Origin of the sequence: Streptomyces sp. PsTaAH-137 (assembly GCF_003259365.1) — a bacterium.
In the GTDB taxonomy this organism is placed as follows: Bacteria; Actinomycetota; Actinomycetes; order Streptomycetales; family Streptomycetaceae; genus Streptomyces.
On the sequence record NZ_QLLY01000015.1, the window covers coordinates 1 to 24,130 of the forward strand.

General features: G+C 72.9%; 26 protein-coding genes and 1 pseudogene. 13 read left to right on the forward strand and 14 right to left on the reverse strand.

Going from position 1 to position 24,130, the window contains the following annotated elements:
• Positions 1–396 (forward strand): electron transfer flavoprotein subunit alpha/FixB family protein (locus tag K377_RS28825; protein WP_146614766.1); only part of this gene is annotated, 396 nt, incomplete at its 5' end.
• Between the two features lie 180 nt (positions 397–576).
• A complete protein-coding gene (locus K377_RS28830) occupies positions 577–1,875 on the forward strand; it encodes a DUF6986 family protein (protein WP_111666496.1) in 1,299 nt (432 codons plus the stop codon).
• A 72-nt stretch (positions 1,876–1,947) separates the two neighbouring features.
• Here the strand turns inward: K377_RS28830 and K377_RS28835 are convergent, their stop codons facing one another.
• Positions 1,948–2,601 (reverse strand): HAD family phosphatase, encoded by a 654-nt coding sequence (locus tag K377_RS28835; RefSeq protein ID WP_111666497.1) that lies wholly within the window; start codon positions 2,599–2,601, stop codon positions 1,948–1,950.
• A gap of 44 nt (positions 2,602–2,645) precedes the next feature.
• Positions 2,646–3,755 (reverse strand): LacI family DNA-binding transcriptional regulator, encoded by a 1,110-nt coding sequence (locus K377_RS28840; RefSeq protein ID WP_111666684.1) that lies wholly within the window; start codon positions 3,753–3,755, stop codon positions 2,646–2,648.
• Between the two features lie 169 nt (positions 3,756–3,924).
• Here K377_RS28840 and K377_RS28845 point away from each other — a divergent pair, with 169 nt between their 5' ends.
• Positions 3,925–4,887 carry an ROK family protein gene (locus K377_RS28845; protein ID WP_111666498.1) on the forward strand — a complete coding sequence of 321 codons (963 nt, stop codon included), beginning with the start codon at positions 3,925–3,927 and terminating at the stop codon, positions 4,885–4,887.
• Positions 4,888–4,922: 35 nt separating this feature from the next.
• Here the strand turns inward: K377_RS28845 and K377_RS28850 are convergent, their stop codons facing one another.
• The 3 genes from K377_RS28850 to K377_RS28855 form a co-directional block, all read right to left on the reverse strand.
• Entirely contained in the window at positions 4,923–5,393 is a 471-nt protein-coding gene (locus K377_RS28850; protein ID WP_375605970.1) for a PASTA domain-containing protein, read from the reverse strand.
• 10 nt (positions 5,394–5,403) lie between these two features.
• Complete coding sequence (locus tag K377_RS42860; RefSeq protein WP_375605971.1) at positions 5,404–5,529, reverse strand: hypothetical protein; 126 nt, start codon at positions 5,527–5,529, stop codon at positions 5,404–5,406.
• Between the two features lie 94 nt (positions 5,530–5,623).
• Positions 5,624–5,941: an STAS domain-containing protein gene (locus K377_RS28855; RefSeq protein ID WP_258395152.1), complete on the reverse strand. Its 318-nt coding sequence runs from the start codon at positions 5,939–5,941 to the stop codon at positions 5,624–5,626.
• Positions 5,942–6,346: 405 nt separating this feature from the next.
• On the opposite strand from K377_RS28855, the gene K377_RS28860 reads away from it, so the two are divergent.
• The 3 genes from K377_RS28860 to K377_RS28870 all read left to right on the forward strand — a co-directional run bounded on the left by K377_RS28860 (position 6,347) and on the right by K377_RS28870 (position 9,434).
• Complete coding sequence (locus K377_RS28860; protein WP_111666500.1) at positions 6,347–7,246, forward strand: aminoglycoside phosphotransferase family protein; 900 nt, start codon at positions 6,347–6,349, stop codon at positions 7,244–7,246.
• A 485-nt stretch (positions 7,247–7,731) separates the two neighbouring features.
• Positions 7,732–8,349 carry a TOPRIM nucleotidyl transferase/hydrolase domain-containing protein gene (locus tag K377_RS28865; protein WP_111666501.1) on the forward strand — a complete coding sequence of 206 codons (618 nt, stop codon included), beginning with the start codon at positions 7,732–7,734 and terminating at the stop codon, positions 8,347–8,349.
• A gap of 89 nt (positions 8,350–8,438) precedes the next feature.
• A complete protein-coding gene (locus K377_RS28870; RefSeq protein ID WP_111666502.1) occupies positions 8,439–9,434 on the forward strand; it encodes an NUDIX domain-containing protein in 996 nt (331 codons plus the stop codon).
• A gap of 5 nt (positions 9,435–9,439) precedes the next feature.
• Here K377_RS28870 and K377_RS28875 read toward each other — a convergent pair whose 3' ends face one another.
• Together K377_RS28875 and K377_RS28880 are read right to left on the reverse strand one after the other, a co-directional pair.
• Positions 9,440–10,177 carry an MBL fold metallo-hydrolase gene (locus K377_RS28875; protein WP_202455852.1) on the reverse strand — a complete coding sequence of 246 codons (738 nt, stop codon included), beginning with the start codon at positions 10,175–10,177 and terminating at the stop codon, positions 9,440–9,442.
• Positions 10,178–10,250: 73 nt separating this feature from the next.
• Complete coding sequence (locus K377_RS28880) at positions 10,251–11,612, reverse strand: dipeptidase (protein WP_111666503.1); 1,362 nt, start codon at positions 11,610–11,612, stop codon at positions 10,251–10,253.
• Positions 11,613–11,784: 172 nt separating this feature from the next.
• Here K377_RS28880 and K377_RS28885 point away from each other — a divergent pair, with 172 nt between their 5' ends.
• Entirely contained in the window at positions 11,785–12,975 is a 1,191-nt protein-coding gene (locus K377_RS28885) for a geranylgeranyl reductase family protein (RefSeq protein WP_111666687.1), read from the forward strand.
• Positions 12,976–13,072: 97 nt separating this feature from the next.
• On the opposite strand, the gene K377_RS28890 is transcribed toward K377_RS28885, so the two are convergent.
• On the reverse strand, positions 13,073–13,534 hold the full coding sequence (locus tag K377_RS28890; protein ID WP_111666504.1) for a nitroreductase family deazaflavin-dependent oxidoreductase: 462 nt from the start codon (positions 13,532–13,534) through the stop codon (positions 13,073–13,075).
• Between the two features lie 179 nt (positions 13,535–13,713).
• Between K377_RS28890 and K377_RS28895 the strand changes: the two genes are divergently transcribed.
• The 3 genes from K377_RS28895 to K377_RS28905 all read left to right on the forward strand — a co-directional run bounded on the left by K377_RS28895 (position 13,714) and on the right by K377_RS28905 (position 16,457).
• On the forward strand, positions 13,714–14,415 hold the full coding sequence (locus K377_RS28895) for a TetR/AcrR family transcriptional regulator (RefSeq protein ID WP_111666505.1): 702 nt from the start codon (positions 13,714–13,716) through the stop codon (positions 14,413–14,415).
• Between the two features lie 102 nt (positions 14,416–14,517).
• Entirely contained in the window at positions 14,518–15,795 is a 1,278-nt protein-coding gene (locus K377_RS28900; RefSeq protein WP_111666506.1) for a sensor histidine kinase, read from the forward strand.
• A complete protein-coding gene (locus K377_RS28905; RefSeq protein ID WP_111666507.1) occupies positions 15,792–16,457 on the forward strand; it encodes a response regulator transcription factor in 666 nt (221 codons plus the stop codon). Before K377_RS28900 ends, K377_RS28905 begins: the two co-directional genes overlap by 4 nt.
• Here K377_RS28905 and K377_RS28910 read toward each other — a convergent pair whose 3' ends face one another.
• The 3 genes and pseudogenes from K377_RS28910 to K377_RS28920 all read right to left on the reverse strand — a co-directional run bounded on the left by K377_RS28910 (position 16,458) and on the right by K377_RS28920 (position 18,724).
• Positions 16,458–16,802 (reverse strand): hypothetical protein, encoded by a 345-nt coding sequence (locus K377_RS28910; protein ID WP_111666508.1) that lies wholly within the window; start codon positions 16,800–16,802, stop codon positions 16,458–16,460. It abuts the gene before it with no gap.
• A gap of 40 nt (positions 16,803–16,842) precedes the next feature.
• On the reverse strand, positions 16,843–17,076 hold the full coding sequence (locus K377_RS42865; protein WP_161195171.1) for a DUF6332 family protein: 234 nt from the start codon (positions 17,074–17,076) through the stop codon (positions 16,843–16,845).
• 131 nt (positions 17,077–17,207) lie between these two features.
• Positions 17,208–18,724: pseudogene (locus K377_RS28920) on the reverse strand (MFS transporter).
• An 87-nt stretch (positions 18,725–18,811) separates the two neighbouring features.
• Between K377_RS28920 and K377_RS28925 the strand changes: the two are divergent.
• Complete coding sequence (locus tag K377_RS28925) at positions 18,812–19,228, forward strand: MarR family winged helix-turn-helix transcriptional regulator (protein ID WP_111666510.1); 417 nt, start codon at positions 18,812–18,814, stop codon at positions 19,226–19,228.
• An 18-nt stretch (positions 19,229–19,246) separates the two neighbouring features.
• Here K377_RS28925 and K377_RS28930 read toward each other — a convergent pair whose 3' ends face one another.
• The 3 genes from K377_RS28930 to K377_RS28940 form a co-directional block, all read right to left on the reverse strand.
• Positions 19,247–19,990 carry a maleylpyruvate isomerase family mycothiol-dependent enzyme gene (locus K377_RS28930; RefSeq protein ID WP_111666511.1) on the reverse strand — a complete coding sequence of 248 codons (744 nt, stop codon included), beginning with the start codon at positions 19,988–19,990 and terminating at the stop codon, positions 19,247–19,249.
• Positions 19,991–20,053: 63 nt separating this feature from the next.
• Entirely contained in the window at positions 20,054–21,274 is a 1,221-nt protein-coding gene (locus tag K377_RS28935) for an MFS transporter (protein ID WP_111666512.1), read from the reverse strand.
• Between the two features lie 128 nt (positions 21,275–21,402).
• On the reverse strand, positions 21,403–22,182 hold the full coding sequence (locus K377_RS28940; protein WP_111666513.1) for a DeoR/GlpR family DNA-binding transcription regulator: 780 nt from the start codon (positions 22,180–22,182) through the stop codon (positions 21,403–21,405).
• A 150-nt stretch (positions 22,183–22,332) separates the two neighbouring features.
• Between K377_RS28940 and K377_RS28945 the strand changes: the two genes are divergently transcribed.
• On the forward strand, positions 22,333–23,217 hold the full coding sequence (locus K377_RS28945; protein WP_111666514.1) for an SIS domain-containing protein: 885 nt from the start codon (positions 22,333–22,335) through the stop codon (positions 23,215–23,217).
• Positions 23,218–23,263: 46 nt separating this feature from the next.
• The gene (locus K377_RS28950; RefSeq protein WP_111666515.1) at positions 23,264–24,124 is read left to right on the forward strand and encodes a class II fructose-bisphosphate aldolase; all 861 of its coding nucleotides are present in this window, start codon (positions 23,264–23,266) and stop codon (positions 24,122–24,124) included.
• The last annotated feature ends 6 nt before the right edge of the window (positions 24,125–24,130 follow it).

The following is a 24,130-nucleotide window of genomic DNA, read 5'->3' on the forward strand; positions in this document are numbered from 1 at the left end:
GAGTCGACCGGCCGCCCGGAGCTGACCGAGGCCGCGATCGTGGTCTCCGGCGGCCGTGGCGTGAACGGCGCGGAGAACTTCGCGATCATCGAGGCGCTCGCCGACTCCCTCGGCGCGGCCGTGGGCGCCTCGCGCGCCGCGGTGGACGCGGGCTGGTACCCGCACTCCAACCAGGTCGGCCAGACCGGCAAGACCGTCTCGCCGCAGCTGTACATCGCCAACGGCATCTCGGGCGCGATCCAGCACCGGGCCGGTATGCAGACCTCGAAGACGATCGTCGCGGTCAACAAGGACGCCGAGGCGCCGATCTTCGATCTGGTCGACTACGGCATCGTCGGCGACCTGTTCGACGTCGTGCCGCAGCTCACCGAAGAGGTCAAGACCCGCAAGGGCTGAACCTGTTCGGCCGACGACGGCCACCGACGGGGCCGCGTGGTGTTCTGCACCGCGCGGCCCCGTCCGCGTACCGGGACCCGGGAAGATGACCATTGACCTGGACTACGGCGACGGATAACTTCGCTATACGGATTGTTGATTCCGTGAAGTGGAAACATCGAGCGTATGGAGGGTGCACGAATGGGTCAGCAGGAGAAGGTGTCGACGAGCCTCGCGGGCGCGGTCAGCGAGGGCATCAGCGCCTCACTCGCCCCGGTCGACGCGGAGCTCGCGCGCCGGTACCCGGGAGACCCCGGCACCCGTCAGCCGGTCCACACCGTCTACGTCCCCGGTGACGCCTTCGATGCGGGCACCCTGCGCTCCTGGGGCGACCAGGCGCTCGCCCAGCTCGACGAGCACGCCCCGGACGCCGCCTCGTTCGCCGCCGTCCTCGGTCTCTCCGACGAGCTCGCCGAGCCCGTCCACAGCCGCGTACGCGCGAAGCTGGAGCGGGAGCCCATCGAGGACCTGCGCGTGGACTTCGAGGACGGCTACCGGCCCGCCTCCGCCGCCGACGAGGACGAGACGGCCGCGCGGGCCGCGCGCGTCATCGCCGACGCCTACAAGAACGGTACGGCGGCCCCGTACATGGGCATCCGCATGAAGTGCATGGAGGAGGCCGTCCGCGACCGCGGCATCCGCACCCTCGACATCTTCCTCACCGGCCTCATGGAGCACGGCGGCCTGCCCGACGGCCTGGTGCTGACGCTGCCCAAGGTCACGTACCCGGAGCAGGTCACGGCCATGGTCCGGCTCCTCGAAGCATTCGAGAAGCAGCACGGCCTCGACGCAGGACGGCTCGGGTTCGAGATCCAGATCGAGACCAGCCAGTCCATCCTCGCCGCCGACGGCACCGCCGCCGTGGCCCGCATGATCGACGCCGCCGAGGGCCGCGCGACCGGGCTGCACTACGGCACCTTCGACTACAGCGCCTGCCTCGGCGTCTCCGCCGCGTACCAGGCGAGCGACCACCCCGCCGCCGACCACGCGAAGGCCGTCATGCAGGTCGCCGCCGCCGGTACCGGCGTCCGGGTCTCCGACGGCTCCACGAACGTCCTGCCGGTCGGGTCCACCGCGAAGGTCCACGACGCCTGGCGCCTGCACTACGGCCTCACCCGCCGCGCCCTCGCCCGCGCCTACTACCAGGGCTGGGACATGCACCCGGGCCACATCCCGACCCGCTACGCGGCCGTGTTCGCCTTCTACCGCGAGGGCTTCGAGCAGGCCGCCGCGCGCCTCGCCGCCTACGCCAACCAGTCCACCGGCGACATCGCCGACGAGCCCGCCACCGCCAAGGCCCTCGCCGGGTACCTGCTGCGCGGCCTCGACTGCGGCGCTCTCGACAACGGCGAGGTCGCCCGGCGGGCCGGCCTGACCCGGGCCGACCTGGAGGGCTACGCGGCACCGCGCCGCGGCGACCTCACGGTGACGGCCGAGTAGTACGCGCCCACGCCCGCACCCTCACTGCCCTTTCCCGATACCTCCGGGGGAGGGCAGTGGTGCGTGCAGGGTTCAGCGGCGGGCGCCGATCAGGGCGGGCAGTTCGCGCATGTGGTGGAAGACCACGGTGTCCTGGCCCGCGAGCTGTTCGGCCGGGGTGAGTCCACCGGCGTAGCCGAAGGCGCGCATCCCGGCGGAACGCGCGGCCCGGACGCCGTTGCCGCTGTCCTCGACCACCGCGCAGGCCGCAGGGTCGACGCCCATCCGCCGGGCGGCGTGCAGGAAGACGTCGGGGGCGGGCTTGGCGCGCGCGACCTCCGAGGCGCTGAAGATCCGGCCCGCGAAGCGCTCGTACAGGCCGGTGCGGCCCAGGGTGTGGCGCATCTTGTCGTGGGAGCCGCTGGAGGCCACGCAGGTCGGCAGCGTGAGGGCGTCGAGCGCGTCGCCTATCCCCTCGACGGCGACGAGGCGGGCGTCCACTTCCTCGCGGTGGCGTTCCTCGAACCGCTTCGACCACATCGAGGCGGTCTCCTCGCCCAGCCGGTCGGCCACCAGCGCGCGGATGTCGGCGTGCGAGCGCCCGATGAACGTGGCGACGACCTCCTCCGCCGTCAGCGGCCAGCCCAACGCGGCGCCGAGCTCCACCTGTACGCCGACCGCGATGCGCTCGCTGTCGACCAGCACGCCGTCACAGTCGAATATCACCAGTTCGAAGGGTCTGATCATCCCCGCAGCATAGGAGCGGGATCGTCCGCCGGCACCGGCAACGCTCAGACCGCGGGCGGCAGTTCGCCCGAGCCGCGGCGGATCAGGCGCGTCGGCAGCTCGATGCGCTCCGGCAGCAGCGTCGCCCCGTCCAGCTGCCGGAACAGCCGCTCGGCCGCGGTGCGGCCCAACTGCGCGGCGTCCTGCGCCACCACCGTCACGCCCGGCTGGAGCAGATCGCCGAGCTCGATGTCGTCGAAGCCCACCAGGGCCACGGCCCGGTCCAGCTCGGCGAGGACACGGATCACGGTGACGGTCACCCGGTTGTTGCCCGCGAAGATCGCCGTGACCGGGTCGGGACCCTTGAGCATCTCCTCCGCGGCCCGGCGCACGCGCTCGGGATCGGTGACACCCAGGGACATCCAACGGTCCGCCACCGATATCCCGGCGTCCTCCATCGCCGCCCGGTAGCCCCGCAGTCGCTCGGCCGCCGTGTGGATGCGCGGCTGGTCGCCGATGAAGCCGATCCGGCGGTGACCGCCCGCGATCAGATGCGCCACACCGTCACGAGCGCCGCCGAAGCTGTCGGAGAGGACACAGTCCGCGTCGATCCGCCCCGCGGGACGGTCCACGAACACCGTCGCCACCCCGGCCGCGATCTCCGGCTCCAGATACCGGTGGTCGTCCCCGGCCGGGATCACGACCAGACCGTCGACCCGGCGCGCGCACAGGGCGAGCACCAACTCCTGCTCGCGGTCCGGGTCCTCGGCACTCGACCCGTTGATGAGCAGCGCGCCGTGCGCCCGCGCGACCTCCTCCACGGCCCGGCTGAGCGGTCCGTAGAACGGGTCCGCCAGATCCTCCAGGACCAGCCCGATGCTCGCCGTACGACCCTTGCGCAGCACGCGCGCGCTGTCGTTGCGCCGGAAGCCGAGGGCCGCGATGGCCTCCTGCACGCGCCGCTCGGTGTCGGGCGTGACGCCGGCCTCACCATTGACGACACGGGACACCGTCTTGAGGCCCACTCCGGCGCGCGCGGCGACGTCCTTCATGGTCGGGCGATTGCCGTAGCGGTTCTCGGTGCGGCGGGCGGTGCGGTCCACTATGCGCTGTCCTGTCCTGTCGTCGCTGCCGTCGGGGCGGTGGCCCGGAACGGGCGAAGGGCGACCGCTCATCGGGTTCATCATGCTGTACCGGCTGCCGTACGAGCATGTGGCGTCGAGCATAGGGCCTGGACAACGTTGTCAGATGCGGGAGAGACTGTCCACCGCTTTCCTGAGCCTTCCTACAGTGGGCTTCTGTGAACTGCCCCTTCTCCCCTTTCCCGCAGGAGACCAGACTCTGATGCACATGGACCTCGTCGCCGCGCTCGACATCGGCGGCACCAAGATCGCCGGCGCCCTGGTGGACCACCAGGGCCGCATCCTCGCGCGGACCCAGCGACCGACCCCCGCGCAGGAGAACGGCGAGACGGTGATGGGCGCGGTCGAGGCGGTGCTCGCCGAGCTGACGGCGTCCGAGCTGTGGCCGAGGACCGGGGCCGTCGGCATCGGCAGCGCGGGGCCCGTGGACCGCTCGGCGGGCACGGTCAGCCCGGTCAACGTGCCCGGCTGGCGCGAGTTCCCCCTCGTCGAGCGGGTCGCCGCCGCCACCGGCGGGCTGCCCGTCGAGCTGGTCGGCGACGGTGTGGCGATCACGGCGGCGGAACACTGGCAGGGCGCGGCGCGCGGCCACGACAACGCGCTGTGCATGGTCGTGTCCACCGGTGTCGGCGGCGGCCTGATCCTCAACGGCGAACTCCACCCCGGCCCCACCGGCAACGCGGGCCACATCGGCCACATCAGCGTCGACCTTGACGGCGACCCGTGCCCGTGCGGCGCGCGCGGCTGCGTCGAGCGCATCGCCTCGGGCCCCAACATCGCGCGGCGCGCCCTGGCCGACGGCTGGCAGCCTGGGCCGGACGGCGACACGACCGCGGCGGCCGTGGCCGCCGCCGCGAGGGCGGGCGACCCGATCGCGGCGGCCTCCTTCGCGCGCGCCGCGCAGGCCCTCGCGGCCGGGATCGCCGCGACCGCGACGCTCGTCGAGGTGGACATCGCGGTGATCGGCGGAGGCGTGGCGAAGGCGGGCGACGTCCTGTTCGACCCGCTGCGCCGAGCCCTGCGCGACTACGCCACCCTCTCGTTCGTCCAGCGGCTCACCGTCGTCCCCGCCTCGACCGGCACGGACGCCGGGCTCGTGGGGGCCGCCGCGGCGGCGCTGCGGGGCGGGAGCGCGGTCGACGAGGCGCGGCGGCAGGCCGTCTGACCGCAGAGGGGGAGCGGGGCTCTCCGCGCGCCGCTCTACGGGCAGGACTCGCCGAACTTGACGGCCTTGAACGTCACGGGCTGCCCCGTCAGCCTGGTCCCGGCGGCCGGGGTCTGCGAGCACACCTGCCAGTTGGAGTCCAGGAAGACGAAGCGGTCGCTCCCGCCCGCGTCCTTGACGTCGATCGAAGTGGCGGCGTCCAGCGAGGCGCGGGCCGCCTTCACGCTCTTGCCCTTGAAGTCGGGCATCGTGCCGTCGGGCTTGGCCGGAGCCTGTTCGTCCTTCGCCGGGCAGGACTCGTCCGTCTTCACGGCGCCGAGGTCGAGCATCGTCGTCGTGGCCACCGTCGTGCCCGCCGCGACCGACTGGCTGCACACCTTCCAGTTCCGGTCGAACGCCTGCATGCGGCCACGGCCGAGAGCGTCGTGCGAGGTCAGGATGGCGAACCCCGCCGCCTGCGCCTTGTCCTGCGCGGACTGCAGGCCCATGCCGACGAACGTCGGCACGGCCTTTTCCTCACCGGCCGCGGAAGCGCTCGTCGAGGGTGACGCGGGGGCCGAGGCGCTCGGCGAGCGCGTCGGCCCGGAGCTTGCCGTGTCCGAACCGCCGCAGGCGACCAGAGTCGCCGCGGCGGCGGAACATAGCATGACGGTGCTGATGACGCGGGTGCGCACGGATTTCCCCCCGAGTGATGCCGGTACAGGCGGAACACGTTAAGCGGGGGCGTCCCCGAGCGTCATCTCAGGGCCTCCTCCACCGTCGCCGCCGGGCACAGCACCTCGGTGAGCCGGGACATCGCCATGATGCGCAGCGTCAGCCGGTGACGGCACACGACGGTGACCCGCCCGCCCCGTTCCAGCGCTCGGCGATGCGTCCTGACCAGCAGGGTGAGGCCCGAGCAGTCGAAGAACGTGGTCGCGGTGAGGTCGACCGCGACGATCCGGTACGGGCCGGCCGCCACCGCGTCGAGAAGCGGAGCCAGCCGGTGGAGGGCCAGCAGGTCGATGTCCCCGCTGAGTTCGACGACGGCGCAGTCGCCGGTCGTGTGGACCACGGCGGGATGTACGGCGTTGTCGGGATCGGCCGTACCCGCCAGAACGCCACAGCATCCGAGGAGTCCGCAGTGCTCGGAATCTCCGAAGTCGTCGGACAGAAAGTCCTGTTGATTACCTTGCCGCATCGGGCCCCCCGGGCCTGAGCACCTGTCCGATCCCGTGGGGGAGTCGGCCACTCCGGCGCGAACGAAACATCGGTGTGCGAACGAACCACATGGTCGCCGGGGGCTGGGGCGCCTGGTCGGACACCGTATCGGGAGGAGTGAGGTCACGTCGTGCCGTAACGATTCCCGACAGCTCGCATCACTTGATGAGGTGAATTAAATACAAAACGCTTGACACAGAAGGTGTGAGACTGAGGGAAAGTGGGCGACTGGAGGGGTGCTTTGGAGACAGCGCGGGACATGCCGGGGGCGGGGGACGGGGAGGCCGACGAGCGGCCGTTCATCGACACCGCACTCGTACGGAACCTACTCGACCGTCAATTCCCGCAGTGGTCCCGACTGCCGCTCACGCCCGTCGTTCCCGGGGGCTCCGACCACGTCGTCCACCGGCTCGGCGAGGAACTGGCCGTGCGACTGCCCCGGCACTCCGGAGCCATCGGGCAGGCGGAGAAGGAGCGCGACCGGCTGCCCGGCCTCGCGCCGCGCCTGCCGCTCGCCGTGCCCGTCCCCGTGGCGGTGGGACGGCCCGCGCTCGGGTATCCCTGGCCGTGGGCGGTGACCCGGTGGCTGGGCGGCGAGGTCGCGACGGTCGAGGGACTCGGAGACTCCACCGAGGCGGCGCGTGAACTCGCCGCATTCCTGCGGGCGTTGCGGGCGGTGGACCCGCACGCCGCCGGGCCGGCCGAGGCGCGGGAGGCGCTCGCCGACCGGGACACCGCGACCCGGGCCGCCATCGCCCGGGCGGCCCACGCCTTCGACGCCGGGGCGATGACCGCGCTGTGGGACGCGGCCCTCGCCGCCCCGGCCTGGCCCGGGCCGCCCGTGCTGTGCCACGGCGACTTCCACACCGGGAATCTGCTCACCACCGACGGACGGCTCAGCGCGGTCATCGACTTCGGCAGCCTCGGAGCGGGAGACCCCGCCGTCGACCTGATGATCGCCTTCACGCTGCTGTCGCCGCGCTGTGCCGCCGTGTTCCGGTCCGCGCTCGGCGTCGACGACGCGAGCTGGCTGCGCGGGCGCGGCTGGGCCCTGACGACCGGCCTGATCGCATACACGGCGTACGCCGCGGACAGCCCCCGGATCGCCGCCGCCACGACCCGGCAGATCCGGGCGGCGCTGGCGGACGGGCGGCCCTGAGCACGCGCGGGGCCCGCGCCGCAGCGGTGCGCGACGCGCACACCCCGTGTGAATTCCGCGCCGCGACAGCGTGCGCGCACACGGCTGCGCCGACCGTCCGACTGCGCTTGACTGCGAGGGCAGGAAAGACAGCGGAAGGCCGGAAGCGGGGCCGGACGCCGGCCGTCGGGCAGCGGTCGGCGCGACGCCCCCGGTCCTTCCGCGGGCGACTCCGGAGTCTCCCCCCGATGTCCGGAGGCGCACGGGCGACGCGGCTTCGGCCTCCGCCCCTTACGGATGACCCGCCCGCCGTGAGTCGCCGAGACACCCGAGGCGGCGGGCGGGCGCCGTTCGTTCGGCGGACGTTGCCGGGACGGGGGAACCCGTCCGAGGTCCCGCCGATGGCTCCCGTGGGGCCTTCGCGATCGTCGGACCGGCGGACACCGCCACCGGGGCGCGCCCGATATTCGCTGCCGCTGCGGACGATCACAGTGCAGACTCGCCCCATGGAAGACCTGGAGGCGTTCAGAGACGCGGTGGCGCGGTGGGCGGCCGGTGGGCCGGGTGAGCCGGCGCACGAGCTGAGCCGCCGCCTCGGTCTGCGGACGGCGGTGCTGGTCGAGGGGGCCAGCGATCTCGCCGCGGTGGAGACCCTCGCCGCCCGGCGCGGCCGGGACCTGGCCGTCGACGGGGTGTGCGTCGTCGCGATGGGCGGTGCCATGAGCGTCGCCCGCTACGCGGAACTCCTCGGGCCGCCCGGCCTCGGACTGCGTCTGACGGGCCTGTGCGACGAGGGGGAGCGGGACTTCTTCACGCGCGGCCTGGAACGGGCCGGAGCGCCGCCCCGGGACTTCTTCGTGTGCGCCGCCGACCTGGAGGACGAACTGATCCGCGCGCTCGGCACCGGCGCCGTGGAGGACGTCTTCCGGGCCGAGGGCGAACTGCGGTCCTGGCAGATCTTCCTGACCCAGCCCGCCCAGCGCGGCCGCCCCCGCGAGCAGCAGGTCCGGCGCTTCCTCAGCACCAAAAAGGGCCGCAAGATCCGCTACGGCGGACTCCTGGTGGCCGCCCTCGACCCGGCCCGTGTCCCCGCACCGCTCGACGGCCTGCTGACAAGCGTCTGACCAACCGTGCGACCTCCCTCATCAGCGCCGGGTTTCCCCGGCAGGGTGTTGCGGGCAAGCCTCAGGGGGCCGACGGAAGAGGGGGAACCGTGATCGTCTGGGTCAACGGGGCGTCCCGCGCGGGCAAGACCACGGCCGCGCGCGCATTGCTCGACCTGATCCCCAACTGCACGCTCTTCGACCCCGAGGAGATCGACGCCGAGCTGGAGCGGCTGCTGCCGCCCAAGCGGCTCGCCGAGGTCAGCGACCATCAGGACCTGCCGATCTGGCGGCGGCTCGTCGTCGACACGGCGGCGGCCCTCCTCGCCGAACTCGGCGGGGTCCTCGTGGTGCCGATGGGGCTCATGCGCCAGGAGTACCGCGACGAGATCTTCGGTGGGCTCGCCGCCCGGCGGATCCCCGTGTGCCATGTGGTCCTTGCTCCAGGTGAAACGATCCTGCGCAGCCGTGACCCGAGCGGCGAGGCGCCCGCCGACATCGAGCCCTACCGTGCCGCGCTCGCGGGCTGGCTCGCGGCGGACGCCTACCTCGTCGACAACGGCGCGCTGTCCCCGTACGACACCGCCGTGCGCATCGCGGCCGCCGTGCGGACCGGTGAGGCGGCCCCCTGCGACATCGTGCAGACCGCCGAGCCCACCGCCGAGACGGTCGCCGCGGGCGTGCTCCTCTTCGACGACCAGGACCGGGTCCTGCTCGTCGATCCCACCTACAAGCCGGGCTGGGAGTTTCCCGGCGGAGTCGTCGAGCCGGGCGAGGCGCCCGCGCGGGCGGGTATGCGGGAGGTCCTGGAGGAGACCGGCATCCAACTCATCGACGTGCCGAGCCTGTTGGTCATCGACTGGGAGCGGCCGGTGCCTCCGGGCTTCGGCGGTCTGCGGCTGCTCTTCGACGGCGGCCGTCTCGACAGTGACGTGGCGGCTCATGTGCTGCTGCCCGGACCGGAGTTGAGAGGCTGGCGGTTCGTCGACGAGGCCGAGGCGGCCGGACTGCTGCCGCCCGTGCGGTACGAACGGCTGCGCTGGGCCCTCCGCGCCCGCGAGCGCGGCGCGGCGCACTACCTGGAGGCCGGAGTCCCACTCGGCTGAGAGGGTCAGCCGGGCCGGTACATCGCCGCGGCCTCTCTGAGTGCCGTACCCGCACCCTCCGTCAGCGGATCGCCGTGCCCGAAGCAGGCCACCTCGCTCGGCAGCGCGGCGAGCCGGGCGAACGAGGCGACGGCCCGCTTCCGGTCCAGGTTCAGCACGCCCAGGATGATCTGCCCGTCGACCGGGGACGCGGCGATCGCGTCGCCGGTGAACAGCACGCCGTGCCGGGGCAGATGCACCGCGATCGACCCGTCCGTGTGTCCCGGCGAGCCGACGATCCGTGCCCCGTCACCGAAGTCGAGGGTGTCGTCGTCCTCCAACTCCCGCACCACGGACGGCAGATCGGGCTCCGGGAGCGGGGCGGGGAGCTGCGCCAGGGCCTGGGCGTGGAGGGGCCGCTCCCAGTCCTCGTACACCGGCGGCGGCCCCGGCGCCTCACCCCGGACGAACGGCGCGTCCAGCCGGTGCGCGTACACCTCGGCGCCGCTGAGCCGGGCGAACTCGGCGGCGCCGCCCACGTGGTCCTCGTGGAAGTGGGTCAGCACGATGCGCCGCACGTCCTCGGGAGCATGCCCCCACGCACGTACGGCATCGGCGATCGGCAGCCCCGCGCCGGGCGCACCCGCGTCGATCAGGGTGAGCCCGGCGTCGTCCCGCCACAGATAGGCCTGCCCCACGGGGAAGCGCAGCAGCCGCAGCCGCGGGGTGACGTCGAAGGCGTCGATGAGGTCGTAGGTCGTCATGCGGCGACCGTACGAACCCCGGCGGCCGGACCGCGCGCGTCTCGGCCCAGAGCAGATACCCGTTCCGGGCCGGTCAGTTCGCGGCGGCGTACTTCTGGAGGAACAGCGCCTCCGCCACCGAGAGCCGCTCCAACTCCTGCGGCGACACCGACTCGTTGGCCGCGTGGATCTGCGCCTCCGGCTCGCTCAGGCCGATCAGCAGGATCTCCGCCTCCGGGTAGAGCGAGGCGAGCGTGTTGCACAGCGGGATCGAGCCGCCCTGACCGGCGTACTGCATCTCTTGGCCGTCGTACGCCTCCGCCATCGCGTCCGCCAGCGCGGCGTACGCGGGGCTCTCGGTGTTCGCCCGGAACGGCTGGCCCTGGCCGACCTGCTCCACCGACACACGGGCGCCCCACGGCGTGTGCGACTCGATGTGCGCCATCAGCAGCTTCGTCGCCTCGGCGGCGTCCACGCCCGGCGGCACCCGCAGGCTGACCAGCGCGCGGGCGCCGGCCTGCACGGACGGCGTCGCGCCGACGACCGGCGGGCAGTCGATGCCCAGCACGGTCACGGCCGGCCGCGCCCAGATCCGGTCCGCGACCGTGCCGGAGCCGATCAGCTCCACCCCGTCGAGCACCTTGGCGTCGCTGCGGAACGCGTCCTCCTCGTACTGCAGACCGGGCCACGTCTCCGCGGACTCGAGACCGTCGATCGTCGTGGAACCGTCGGCCGCCCGCAGCGAGTCCAGTACGCGGACCAGCGCGGCCAGCGCGTCGGGCGCGGCCCCGCCGAACTGGCCCGAGTGCAGGTTCCCTTCGAGCGTGTCGACCTGGACGCGGACCAGTGTCATCCCGCGCAGCGTCGCCGTCGCCGTCGGCAGGCCCACCCGGAAGTTGCCCGCGTCACCGATGACGATGGTGTCGGCGGTCAGCAGCTCCGGGTGCTGCTCGGCGTAGCGCTCCAGACCGCCGGTGCCCATCTCCTCCGAGCCCTCGGCGATCACCTTGACGCCCACCGGCACCCCGCCGTTCGCCTTCAGCGCGCGGATCGCCAGCAGGTGCAGCAGCACACCGCCCTTGCAGTCGGCGCTGCCACGCCCGTACCAGCGGCCGTCCTCGCGCTCGGTCAGCTCGAAGGGCGGCGTCTCCCACGCCGCCTCGTCCAGCGGCGGCTGCACGTCGTAGTGCGCGTAGAGCAGCACCGTGGGCGCGCCCTCGGGTCCGGGCAGATGGCCGTAGACCGACTGCGTGCCGTCCGGGGTGTCGAGCAGTGCCACGTCCTGGAAGCCCTCGGCGCGCAGGGCGTCCGCGACCCAGTCGGCCGCGCCCTCGCTCTCGCTCTTCGGATACTGCTCGAAGTCCGCCACCGACTTGAAGGCCACCAGCTCGGCCAGCTCCGCCTTGGCGCGGGGCAGCAGGGAGGCGACGGTTCCGGCGATCGGATGCGGCGACATGGGCACGCTCCTCGTAGGTGCGACGTTGTACAGGGGGTATCGAAGATCCTCCCACAGAGGGTCACGGCGCCGCCCGCCGTAGGATGCCTGGGAAACATGCGGCAGGCGGCTGAAAACGGAGCATTGGACCATCGTGAGCAGCGAGAATCCCGAGAACGCGACGGGCAACGACATGGGCGACGAGCGGGACATGAGCGTGTGGGACGTCGTGGTCGTGGGCGCGGGCCCCGCCGGCGCCTCCGCCGCGTACGCGGCCGCGGTCGCCGGACGCCGCGTGCTGCTGTTGGAGAAGGCGGAACTGCCGCGCTACAAGACGTGCGGCGGCGGCATCATCGGCCCGTCCCGCGACTCCCTGCCGCCCGGCTTCGACCTGCCGTTCAAGGACCGGATCAACGCGGTCACGTTCTCGCTGAACGGCAAGTACGCGCGGACGCGCCGCTCGCGCAGCATGCTCTTCGGGCTCATCAACCGCCCGGAGTTCGACGCCCAGCTCGTCGAGCACGCGCAGAAGGCGGGCGCGGAGCTGCGCACCGGTGTCACGGTCACGCGGGTCGAGCAGCACGGTTCCGCCGTGCCCGACCGGCGGACCGTCGCGGTCGTGCTGCAGGACGGCGAGACGGTGTTCGCGCGCGCCGTGGTCGGCGCCGACGGCAGCGCCAGCCGGATAGGAGCGCACGTCGGGGTCAAGATGGACCAGGTCGACCTCGGCCTGGAGGCGGAGATCCCGGTGCCGGAGACCGTCGCCGAGGACTGGCGCGGCCGGGTCCTCATCGACTGGGGCCCGATCCCGGGCAGTTACGGCTGGGTCTTCCCCAAGGGCGACACGCTCACCGTCGGCGTCATCTCGGCGCGCGGCGAAGGCGCCGCCACCAAGAAGTACTTGGAGGACTTCATCGCCCGCCTCGGGCTCGCCGGCTTCGAGCCCGCGATCTCCTCCGGGCACCTGACGCGCTGCCGGGCCGACGACTCCCCGCTGTCGCGCGGGCGGGTCCTGGTCTGCGGCGACGCGGCCGGACTCCTTGAGCCGTGGACCCGCGAGGGCATCTCCTTCGCCCTGCGCTCGGGCCGGCTCGCGGGGGAGTGGGCGGTGCGCGTCGCCGAGTCCCACGACGCGGTGGACGCCCGCCGCCAGGCGCTGAACTACGCGTTCGCCATCAAGGCGGGCCTGGGTGTCGAGATGGCCGTAGGCAAGCGGATGCTGGGCGTGTTCGAGCGCAAGCCGGGCCTGCTGCACGCGGCCCTGACGAGCGTGCGCCCCGCGTGGAACGCGTTCGCGAGGATCACCCGGGGCTCGTCCTCGCTCGGCGAGCTGGTGCGCACGCATCCGATGGCGGGTCGGGCGCTGTCCCGCTTCGAACGCTGACGCTGCCGCCGCCCCCTGCGCCGGGACCGGGTGTGCCGGTCCCGGTCCTGGTGGGCGCGGGCGTCGGTCGGTGTCGGACGTCAGGCGGTGGCGGGCGTCAGTCGGCGACCGTGATCCGGAAGACCGGGTGGTCGGGGGAGGCCGCCGAGATCTCGGCGTCCGACGACTTCGCGGTGACGCCCTTGAAGTACTCGTTGACCTGCCAGCCCCAGCGCTCCAGGTAGGTGCGCAGGACCTCGCGCTTCAGCTCGTCGTCGGCGAGTTCGACGGCCTCGAAGGTGCGGACCTTGCGGCCGACGCGCAGCTCGCCGCCGCCCGCCGCGAGCATGTTCTTCACCCACTGGGAGTGGCCGCGCGCCGACACGAGGTACTGGGCGCCCTCGTACGTGTGCGGGTTCACCGGGATCCGCTGCATCTGGCCGCTCTTGCGGCCGCGCACCGAGAGTTCGGCGGAGCCCGCGAGGCTGAGGCCGCGCCGGGCCAGCCAGCCGATCACCTTGTTGAGGCGGATCGTGGTCGGGCTGCCCTTGAGGTAGTAGGGCTCGGGCTGTGCGCTCATGGTGACCCCCAGGCTGGGTGACGGGAAGCGAGTGCGGGCGGTGCTCCGAAGTGTGAGCACTGCTCTCGCCTGAGAACAGTGTGCACGAGATGGGCGCTCCATAGCAAGAGCAGTGCTCTCGTTTTTGTGCGGCGATCTGGAATGTGTGCACCGCTCCGTCGGCGTGGAAGACTGGACCCATGAGTACGAGCCGCACCACGCAAGGGGCCCGCGCCCGCGCCCGGCAGGAGATCACCGCCGCCATCAAGGACGAGGCGCGCAGACAGCTCGCCGCCGACGGCGCCGTCAAGCTCTCGCTGCGTGCCGTCGCCCGCGAACTCGACATGGTCTCGTCGGCCCTGTACCGCTACTTCCCCAGCCGGGACGAGTTGCTGACCGCGCTCATCATCGACGCCTACGACTCGCTGGGCGAGGCCGCCGAGCGGGCCGACGCCGCCCGGCAGCCGAAGGCGACCGCCGCCGAGCGCTGGGTCACCGTGTGCCGGGCCGTCCGTGAGTGGGCCCTCGCCCGTCCGCACGAGTACACCCTCATCTACGGTTCCCCGGTGCCGGGTTACACCGCCCCGATGGCCACCGTCGAGGCCGCGTCTCGGGTCGGGCTGCTGCTCATCGGCATCGTCCGGGAGGCGTACGAGGGCAAGGGCGTGGCCCTGCCGAAGCTTCCGCCCGCGCTGCGCCCCGAGGCCGAGCGGATCGCCGCCGACATCGCGCCCGACCTGCCGCCCGAGATCATGGCCGCGCTGATCGCCGCGTGGGCGCAGCTGTTCGGGCTCATCGGTTTCGAGCTGTTCGGCCAGTTCAACCGGGTCGTCGAGGACCGGGCCGCCTTCTTCGACCATGCCGCGGCGCAGCTCGCGCACGGTGTGGGGCTCGTGAAGTGACGCCGCTGGAGTCGCGGGCCGACCGCGTACTCCGCGGGGAGTACGGGTGATCACCACGCACGGCTGACGCCCGCGACGGCCCGTGGCCCTTAGCGTGGCCGCATGGACGAGCAGCACGAGCGGGCCGATGGTCCGCTCAGGGCCCGGGGCGGACCACCGTGGCGACGCGGCGGCCCGCCGTCGTGGGCGCCGGGGCCCTCCTGGTGGAACCACCGCGCCGACGGTGGCCGCCTGCCCTGGCGGTCGACGGTCCTCGTCACCGTGATCGTCCTGGCCGGCTCGACCATGGCCGCGCACGGCCGGGCGGGCGACCGTGTCGGCCTCGACGTGTTCGCGTACCTGCTCCTCGTGCTGGCCTCGGTCCAGCTCCTGTGGCGGCAGCGGCACCCGGTCGTGATCGCCTACGGAACGGCGCTGTGCGCCACGGTGTACCTGGCGGCCGGATATCCGTACGGGCCCGTGTTCCTCCCCGTCGCCCTGGGCTGCTTCGCCGCGATCGTCGCGGGGCGCCGGTACGCGGCCTGGGGAGCCGTCGCCCTGCTCTGGGCCGCGCACACGGTGGTCGGGCACTGGCTGTACCGGTATCTGCCGCCGCCCGGGGACGGTCCCGCGGCCTGGGGGCAGGAGGTCGTCGCCGCCGCGTGGGTGCTCGCCGTCGTCGCCGTCGCGGAACTGGTCCGGGTGAAGCGCGAGCAGTGGGCGCAGGCGCGCGTCGAGCGGGAACGGGCGGCGCGGCGGCGGGCCGACGAGGAGCGGCTGCGCATCGCCCGCGAGCTCCACGACGTGCTGGCCCACTCCATCTCCGTCATCAACGTCCAGGCCGGGGTCGGGCTCGCGCTGCTCGACTCCGATCCGGAGCAGGCCCGTACGGCCCTGACCACGATCAAGGCCGCGGGCAAGGAGGCGCTGGGCGAGGTGCGGCAGGTCCTCGACACGCTGCGGGCGCCCGGCGAGGCCCCGCGCGCCCCCGCGCCCGGACTCGACCGGCTGCCCGAACTCGTGGAGCAGGCGGCCGGAGCCGGACTCACCGTCGAGACCGCCACCCGCGGCAAGCGGATGACACCCGCGCCGGGGGCGGACCTCGCCGCCTTCCGGATCGTGCAGGAGGCCCTGACGAACGTCGTACGGCACTCGGAGTCCCGGCGGGCGCACATGCAACTCGATTACGGAAAGGGCGTGTTGACGGTGACCGTCGACGACGACGGGCCCGCGAGCCACGCCGAGGCGGGCGGCAGCGGCAACGGGCTCGCCGGGATGCGCGAGCGCGCCGCCGCCCTCGGTGGCACCATCGAGGCGGGGCCGCGCCCCGACGGCGGCTTCCGGGTCGTCGCCGAACTCCCGCTCGCCCCGCCCGCCCCGCCTTCGGAGGACTCCCGGTGATCCGCGTACTGCTCGCCGACGACCAGTCGCTGGTCCGTGCCGGGTTCCGGGCGCTGCTCGACGCGCAGAGCGACATCGAGGTCGCCGCCGAGGCAGCCGACGGGGAGGAGACCGTCCGCCTGGTGCGCGAGCTGCGCCCCGACGTCGTCCTGATGGACATCCGGATGCCGCTGCTCGACGGGCTCGCGGCGACCCGCCGCATCGGGGAGGACCCGGAACTGGCAGCGGTGAAGGTGGTCGTGCTCACCACTTTCGAGCTCGACGAGTACGTCTTCGAGGCGATCCGCTCCGGTGCCTCCGGCTTCCTCGTCAAGGACACCGAACCGGACGAACTGCTGCGCGCCGTACGGGCCGTGGTGCACGGCGACGCACTGCTGTCGCCGGGCGTGACCCGGCGGCTCGTCGCCGAGTTCGCGGCGCGTTCCAAGGAACCCGCGGGCGCGGTGCCGCTGGCGGGGCTGACCGAGCGGGAGCGGGAGGTGATGGCGCTCGTCGGGATCGGTCTGTCGAACGCGGAGATCGCCCGGCGGCTCGTCGTCAGCCCGCTCACGGCGAAGACCCACGTGAGCCGTGCCATGGTCAAGCTGGGCGCCCGGGACCGGGCCCAACTCGTCGTCCTCGCCTACGAGTCGGGGCTCGTGCGGCCCGGATGGCTCGGCTGATCAGCCGGCTTCCAGTGCCTCGGCCCGGCGCACCAGGGCGGCCGCGATGTCGTCCCAGTCCGGGCCGTGCAGCCACAGGTGGTCGGCGGCGCCGCGCAGCAGCGCGGGCTCGTCCGGCCGTTGGAGCAGTACCAGACGGTGGGCCAGATTCCGGATCCACACCGGGAGATGGCCGTCGACCACCTGCGGGCACAGCTCGTGGAGCATCGTGAGGATCGCCTCCGCGCCGGCGAACGTCAGCTCCTCGACGAAGTAGCGCTCCTGGTGGTCCAGGGCGCAGGCCGGGGTGGGGCGGTACTCGTCGCCGTACAGACAGCGGGCGTGGTCGGTCAGGCTGCTGTGCATGACAGGAGCCTAGGACGGGCGCGGCACGGCAGTCAGGCGGTTATGCGCGGGGGCCGGGTTCGTCCGCGGCCGACCGGCGCCGGTCGAAGCGGGACAGCACCCGTACCACCCGGACGAGAAAGGCCACGGCCGCCACGGTCCCCGCGACCGCGTACACCCCGGTGCGGGCACCGGCCGGCACCATGCCGAGGAAGGCCGGAAGGGCGAGCAGCGCGAACACCGCGCCCGCCGACAGGGCGCCGGTGAACAGCGCGAAGCCGATCTCGACGGTCATCGCGTCCCGCTCGGCCTGCGTGTCCGTGCCGTCCCCATGGTGGCCCCCGTGTGTGTCATGCCGGTCATGGTGGCACAGGCAGGCCCCACGGGCGACGGCGATCGTCCGTCGCCCGTGGGCCGGCTCCCGTGTCAGTCGCGCAGAGCGAGGCGCTGGTCGCCCGCCTCCGCGTCCTTCGCCAGGCCGGTGGCCGGCGCCGATCCGGTGATCACCACGGTCTCCCCGGTACGGCGCGAGCGCAGTCCGGTCAGCGTGACCAGCAGGCCCGACACGGCGATCGCCGTGATCACCACGAGGCCCGGGCGGAAGCTGTCCAGGACGGCCTGCGGCGAGGCCCCCTCTGGGGCGTTCGCGGTGATGACGGCCGTCACCACCGCGAGGAAGATCGCCCCGCCCACCTGTACGGACGTGTTGAGCAGCCCGGAGACCATGCCCTGCTCGTCGTCGTGCACACCGTTCGTGGCCTGGATGTTGAGGGACGGGAAGACCAGGGCGCAGGCCGCGCCGATCAGCAGCATGGTGGGCAGGATGACGGCCGCGTAGACCGGGTCGAGGCTGATGCGCAGGAAGAGCGCGTAGCCGATGACCATGAAGGCGAAGCCGACGGCGATGACCCGCGGTGTGCCGAAACGGTCCACGACCGAGCCGACCTTCGTCGAGGACAGGGCGACGAGCGCGCCCGCCGGCAGGAACGCCAGCGCCATGCTCAGCGCCGACCAGCCCAGCAGCGACTGCAGATACAGCGTGGCCAGGAACTGGAAGCTGACGTAGGAGCCGAAGAACGTCATCGCGCCGAGCTGCGCGCGGACCTGCGACCCGGAGCGCAGCACGCCGAGCCGGATCAGCGGTGACGGCGAGCGCCGTTCGACCCGGACGAAGACGGCGAGGAGGACGGCGACCGCGAGGAACGAGAGCAGGGTGCGGGCCGAACCCCAGCCGGCCTCCGGCGCCTGCACCACCGTGAACACGAGGAGCAGCATCGACAGGGTGCCCAGCGCGGCGCCGGGGATGTCGTAGCCGCGGTGGTTCTCCTCCTTGGCGCTGTGCGGGATCAGCTTCAGGCCGAGCAGCAGCGCGACGACCGCGATCGGCGCGGGCAGCAGCATCGTCAGGCGCCAGCTGGCCTCCGTCAGCAGGCCGGAGAGGACGAGGCCCATGGAGAAGCCGGTGGCGGCGCAGGTGGTGTAGATGGACAGGGCCCGGTTGCGTACGGGGCCCTCGGCGAACGTCGTCGTGATGATGGACAGGCCGGCGGGCGCGGTGAACGCGGCGCTCAGCCCCTTGATGAAGCGGCTCGCGATGAGCAGCGGGCCGGAGTCGACGAGCCCGCCGAGCAGGGAGGCGAGCGCGAAGACGCCGAGGGCGATCAGGAAGACGCGGCGCCGGCCGAGCGGTCGGCCGCGCGGCCGCCGAGCAGCAACAGGCCGCCGTAGCCGAGGATGTAGCCGCTGACGACCCATTGCAGGGTCGCCGTCGACAGGTCCAGCTCCGAGCCGATGGACGGCAGGGCGACGCCGACCATCGAGACGTCGAGCGCGTCCAGGAACATCGCGGCGCAGAGCACGAGCAGCGTGCCCCACAGGCGCGGGGACCAGCGCTCCGACGAGGCCTCGGGGGACGAGGGAGCAGCGGTGAGCGGAGAAGTCATGCGGAGCACAGTACATGCACATGCATTGACTGCACGTGCATTTAATGACGGCGCAACAAAAGGTGCGTTTTCTGCTACCGTGCGGTCATGGCGGCAGGAAAAGCGGAAGCCGGGACATCGGTCGGCCTGGTGGAACAGTGGCGGGACATCCTCTCGCTGCACGCGCGCACGATGTGCGAGCTCGACCGCGAGCTGCACCGGCACGGCCTGGGCGCGAGCGACTTCGAGGTGCTCGACGTGCTCGCGGAGGGCGCGCCGGAGGACGGCGCGTCCGGCTATCGCGTGCAGGAGATCGCCGGCCAGGTGCACCTGAGCCAGAGCGCCCTGTCCCGGCTCATCGGCCGCCTCGAGAAGGACGGCCTCGTGGAGCGCGGCATGTGCAGCGAGGACCGGCGCGGGGTCCGGGTCTGCCTCACGGCCAAGGGGCGGGCCCTGCACACCGAGGTACGGCCGCTGCAGCGGGCCGTGCTGAGCCGGATGCTGGAGACCGGCTCCCCGGAGTGACGGCCCGCCGCCGGCGGATCAGACGCCCGACTGCTCCCGCCAGAACGCGGCGAGGGAGGCGTCCCCGGTGACTTCGGGGAACGGCAGCCGGTTCCACAGCGCCAGGTAGAGCCGCGCGGCCGGACCGGACACCTCGCACTCGGCGGTCCCGGTGGCGCCCCGCTCCGCGGCGGGCGGGTCCTGGGTGATCCGCACCGTCCAGGTGACGTCGGCGTCCACGGCCCGCACCCGCAGCAGGCGTGGCGCCTCCGAGCGCACCCGGCTGCGCTCCCGCGCGTGGAACCCGGTCAGCAGCTCGTCGATGCCGTCGACCGCGAACTCCTCGGTGATCGGGTCGGACGCGTCTGCGGACGGCCGGTCGAGCGCCGACTCGGCGTCGACCCGGTGCACCGTCGTCTCGTGCGCCTGCCGCCGCGCCCAGAACGCCAGCGGCGACGGCGCCGGAAGGAACGCGAAGCACTCCAGATCGAGGGGTGCTTGTGTCAAGGTGTCGACAAGTGTGCTGTGACCCTCGCGGTACCAGGCGAGCAGCCCGTCACCGTCGAGTCCCGGCGGGACGTCCGGCAGTGGGCGGCGTGCCGCGAATCCGTCGGCCAGGAAGCCGGTGGCCCACCGGTGCACCGCTCCCTGATGGCTCAGCAGGTCACGGATCTGCCAGCCCGGGCAGGTGGCGACCTCCGCGCCGACTCCTGCCTTCTCGGCGGCGGCCGCCAGCAACCGGCCTTCTCTGTCCACGACTTGAATGTGTTCGGCGATCTCCATGGGGCGAGTCTGCCCGGTCGCGCGTGCGGCGGCGCGGAATTTTCTTGCGCGGTGCGGTGCGGCTCAGCCGACGGCCACGCGGCGCGTCGCGAATCCGATCGTCGCCGCGACCGCCGCGAGCAGCGCCACGCTCGTCAGGGCGAGCGGCAGCGAGAACCAGTCCGCCATGAACCCGATCGCCGGCGGCCCGAGCAGCATGCCGCCGTAGCCGAGCGTGGACGCGGCGGCGACACCCGTCGGGCCGGCCAGGGCCCCGGCCCGCTCGACCGCGACGGGGAAGAGGTTGGCCAGGCCGAGGCCGGTGACCGCGAAGCCGACGAGAGCGAGCCAGACCGAGGGCGCCAGCGCGCCGAGCAGCATGCCGACGGCGCCGGTCGCACCGCCGAGGACCAGGGTCCGGGTCCGGCCGAGCCGTTCCAGCAGCGTCGTGCCGGTGAGCCGGCCGATGGTCATGGCGAACGCGAAGCACGAGTAACTGGCCGCCGCCACACCCGGATGCGCGTGCAGGTCCTCCTCCATGTGCAGCGCGCTCCAGTCGGCCAGGGCCCCCTCCCCGTACGCCGTGCACAGGGCGATCAGACCGAAGACGACGACGAGCAGCCGGGTGCCCCGGTCCAGCCGGTGCGACGGCGCGGGCTTCCGGGTGTCGGTGCCCGCCGGTATACGTTCCTGAGCGCCGGGGGAGCGGCGGCGCAGCAGCGTCGGTCCGGCCGCGGCCGTGACCACGAGGCCGATCACCATGATCCCCAGCAGATGCCGGGTCGGCGACAGATGCGCGGCGACCAGCCCGCCGAGGCCCGAACCGACCATGCCGCCCAGGCTGAACGCGGCGTGGAAGCTGGGCATCACCGGTCTGTCGAGCGCCGCGACCAGGTCGACCGCGGCGCTGTTCATCGCCACGTTGATGCCGCCGTACGCCGCTCCGAACGCCAGCAGCACGAGACCGAGGGTCGACGGTGAGTGGGTCAGCGGCGGCAGCACGATGGTCAGCGGCAGCAGCACTCCGCAGGCCACCGTCACCTCGTGGTTGCCGAAGCGCCGGCACAGCCGTCCGGTCAGCATCATCGTGATCACGGCACCGGCGGACACCCCGAGCAGGGCCAGGCCCAGTGCGCTCGCCGAGGCCCCGGTCTGCTCCTTGATGGCGGGGATGCGGACCACCCAGCCCGCGAAGATGAAGCCGTCGAGGGCGAAGAAGACCGTGAGGGCGAGGCGCAGACGGGTCAGGGAGGGGAAGCGGGGGCTGTCGGCGCTGACCGTCCCCAGTTTGTTTAGTAGCGGCACAAAGTCAGGTTAGAGGCGGACCCGCCCTCGCGACAAGGGGGGTCGGGGAGGGGGTGGATGCCGGTGCCGGGCATGGCGAAGGCGCGCGGTGCGGAGGTGCACCGCGCGCCCTGGGTGTGCGTCGTGGGTCAGACGGCGACGACCCGGACGCCCGCCTCCTCGAAGCGCTCCAGTGCCGCCCTGTCGGCGGACTCGTCCGTCACGAGGATGTCGACCTGCGCCACGTCGCAGATCCGGGCGAAGGCGCGGTGCCCCAGCTTGCTGGCGTCCGCCGCGACCACGACGCGCTCGGCCCGCTCGCACAGCAGCCGGTTGATCGCGGCCTCCGCCTCGTCGTGCGCGGAGGCGCCGTGCGTGACGTCGAGACCGACGACGCCCAGGACGGCGGTGTCCAGCGTGATCTGGCCGAGGACCCCGTCGGCGAGCGGACCGATCAACTCGTACGACTGCGGGCGCGCGACCCCGCCCGTGAGCACGATCTTGAACTGGGGGCGCACCGCCAGCTCGTTGGCGATGTTCAGCGCGTTCGTGACGATCGTCAGGGCGGGGGTGCCGGAGGCGAGGTCGGGGCGGACCGCGAGCGCCCGCGCCACCTCGGTCGTCGTCGTGCCGCCCGTCAGGCCCACCGCCTCGCCGGGCGTGAGCAGTTCGGCGACCGCCGTGGCGATCCGCTGCTTCTCCGAGGCGTTGCGGGCGGTCTTGTAGCGCAGCGGCAGTTCGTAGCTGACGCCGTGCACGACGGCGCCGCCACGGGTGCGCACCAGCATCTGCTGCTCGGCGAGCTGGTCGAAGTCGCGGCGGATCGTGGCTGCGGACACACCCAGTTCGCCGGCCGCGTCCTCCACGTCGAGGCGGCCGCGCTCGACGAGCAGTTCGAGGAGGGACTTCCAGCGGGCGTCGCGGGACATCCGCGGCCTCCAATCGACGATCGACTCGGTCGCCAAACCCTAGCTGTTGTGTCCACGAATGCTTGATTGTGCTTGAAAGCTGGCTATATCTTGCATGAACACGCAATCGTTGTGGGAGCTCGAAACTTACACAGGGGAGTGGGGCGCGGCATGAGCCATGTCGAGACCGAGTTGAACAGCCAGCCGGAATGCTGGACGCGCGTCGCGGGACTCGCGGAGGGGCACAAGGCGGCGCTGCCGGCCGCCGGGGAGCGGGTCGCGATCGTCGGCTGCGGCACCTCCTGGTTCATGGCGCAGGCGGCCGCCGCGCTGCGCGAGCGGTCCGGTCAGGGGGAGACCGACGCGTTCGCCGCGTCCGAGTTCCCGGCGGGCCGCCGCTACGACCGGGTGATCGCCCTGACCCGCTCCGGCACCACCACCGAGGTCCTCGAACTGCTCGCCGCGCTGCGCGGCACCGTCCGCACCACGGCGATCACCGGCGACCCGGAGACACCGATCCGGACGGCCGCCGACGACCTCGTGGTGCTCGACTTCGCCGACGAGAAGTCCGTGGTGCAGACCCGCTTCGCCACCACGGCCCTCACCCTGCTCCGCGCCCACCTCGGCCTGCACACCGAGCAGGCCGTCGCCGACGCGCGCACCGCACTGGCCGAGCCGCTGCCCGAAGGGCTCGTGGAATGCGGGCAGTTCACCTTCCTGGGGCGAGGCTGGACGGTGGGGCTCGCCAACGAGGCGGCGCTCAAGATGCGCGAGGCGTCCCTGTCCTGGACCGAGGCGTACCCGGCGATGGAGTACCGGCACGGCCCGATCTCCGTCACCACCACCGGCACCGCCACCTGGATGCTCGGCGAGGCGCCCGACGGCCTGGCCGAGCAGGTCGCCGCGACCGGCGCGCTCTGGATCGAGGGCCGCCTCGACCCGCTGGCCGAACTCGTCCGCGCCCAGCGGCTTGCCGTGGCTGTCGCCGCCCGCAGCGCGCTCGACCCCGACCAGCCGCGCCACCTCACCCGCTCCGTGATCCTCGACGCCAACTGACCCTCGTTCTCGCGGACATGAGAGCGGACACGAGAAGGGAGAGGCCGTGCCTCTCGCAGCCACCGGCACCCTCGTCGGTGCGGCGGCGGCCCGGCAGGGGGCCGTCGCCGCGTTCAACGTCATCACGCTCGAACACGTCGAGGCCGTCGTCGCCGGCGCCGAGACGGTCGACGCCCCGGTCATCCTGCAGATCAGCGAGAACGCCGTCCGCTACCGCTACGGCCGCCTCCTGCCGCTGGCCCGCGCCGCGGTCGCCGTCGCCGAGAAGGCCGGCGTGGACGTCGCCCTCCACCTGGACCACGTACAGAGCGACGATCTGCTGCGGCAGGCCGCCGACGCCGGGTTCAGCTCGGTGATGTACGACGCCGCGCATCTGCCCTACGACGAGAACCTCGCCGCGACCCGGGCCGCCGCCGACTGGGGGCACGCCCACGGGCTCTGGGTGGAGGCCGAGTTGGGGGAGGTCGGCGGCAAGGACGGGGCCGCGCCGCTGGACGCGCACGCGCCCGGCGCCCGCACCGACCCCGGGGAGGCCCGCGCCTACGTCTCCGACTCGGGGGTCGACGCGCTGGCCGTCGCGGTCGGTTCCTCGCACGCGATGACGACCCGCACCGCGACCCTCGACCACGATCTGCTCAAGCGGCTCGCCGCGGGGCTCGGCGACCTCGGCGTGCCGCTCGTGCTGCACGGCTCATCGGGCGTGCCCGACGCGGAACTGGCGGCCGCCGTGCGCGGCGGCATCGCCAAGGTCAACGTGGGCACCGCCCTGAACATCGCGATGACCGGCGCCATCCGCGCGTTCCTCGCCGCGCACCCCGACGCCGTCGACTCCCGCAAGTACCTGACCGTGGGCCGGGAGGCGATGGCCCGCACGGTCGGCGCGTTCATCACGGTGCTGCGGGGCTGAGGGGCC